The sequence below is a fragment of the Pseudomonas sp. GZJR-8 genome (assembly GCF_002916705.1).
Taxonomy (GTDB): domain Bacteria; phylum Pseudomonadota; class Gammaproteobacteria; order Pseudomonadales; family Pseudomonadaceae; genus Aquipseudomonas; species Aquipseudomonas synxantha_A.
The window spans coordinates 1-1,181 of the sequence record NZ_JXSI01000031.1 but is presented as its reverse complement, the minus strand read 5'-3'; the positions used below and the strand labels follow the sequence as shown (position 1 = coordinate 1,181).

Here is a 1,181-nt window from a genome sequence, read left to right as displayed (position 1 = left end):
CCTTGGTGTTCGGCGGTCAGGCGGTTTTGGCGGTCGTATTCGTAGGCCAACGCCCAGTGGCCGTCTTCGACGCTGAGGAGATTGCCTTGGCGGTCGTAGGCATAGTCGACAACGCTGGCATCAGGCAGGGTTTTTCGTACGAGGCGACCGGCGTGGTCGCGCTCGTAACGGGTCACTAGCTGACTGCCGTCGTCGCCGTGTTCGGTCTTTTCCAGCAGGTTGCCGTTGAGGTCGTAGACGTAGGCGGTGCGTTGGCCGTCGAAGCCGGTTTCCTGTTGGATCAGGCCGTTGGGGTGGTAGTCGAGTTGATAGGTTTCGCCGACTTCGTTTTCGATTTCGGTCAGCAGTAACCGAACATTGTCGTAGCGATACTTGACCTGGGTGCCGTCGGCGTTGATGCGGCGGCTGATCAGGTGCAGGCCATTGGCATATTCGTAGCGGGTGACGTGGCCGAGCTCATCGCGTTCGGCGATGATTTTTCCGTAGGGGTTGTAGCTGAACTCTCGTGTGGCGCCGCCTGGCAAGGCGAGGCGAATCAACCTACCGACGCTGTCCCATTCATAGACTGTCTGGGCGCCGTGTTCATCCTCACAGCCAATCTGGCGTCCTAAATCGTCATAGCGATAACGCTTGATCCCGCCATTGGGCAATTGCTCTTCCAGCAACTGCCCACGCTCATTCCACACCAGCCGATGGCAACTGTGATCCGGATACCAAACCCCCGTCAGTTGCCCGTATTTGTTGTAGTTGTAGTCAGTCGAATTATCATCCGGATCAGTTTTGCGGATGACATCGCCTTGCTCATTACGCTCGTATTTCCAGACCGCCTCCCCACGCCTCACAACCCGAACAAAACCGTTGTCATGCTCGTAAGACGTCGGCTCATCATCCCCCGGAAACAAAGCCACCAGGCGCCCAGCTTCGTCGTACTGATAGGCCGTCACCGCGCCCAGCGGATCCTGTTCGACGGTCAGCCGCCCCTTGGCATCGTAGGATTTGAAATGCTGCGCGCCGTCCGGATCGATGCGCTGCACCAACCGCACCCGGTCGTCGTGGACATAGACTTCCTGGCTACCATCGGCGTTATGCACCGTGACACGGCCGTCATCCCCCCAGGCATAACGCGTGTCCATCTGCGAAAAACTCGCCCAATGCCGGACGCAACGTGCCGCCTTGCCGGA

1 pseudogene is annotated in these 1,181 nt (G+C 58.8%); it reads right to left on the bottom strand.

Annotation, left to right across the window (positions count from 1 at the left end):
* Positions 1 to 1,181: pseudogene (locus tag TK42_RS26715) on the bottom strand (RHS repeat protein); the annotation flags it as partial.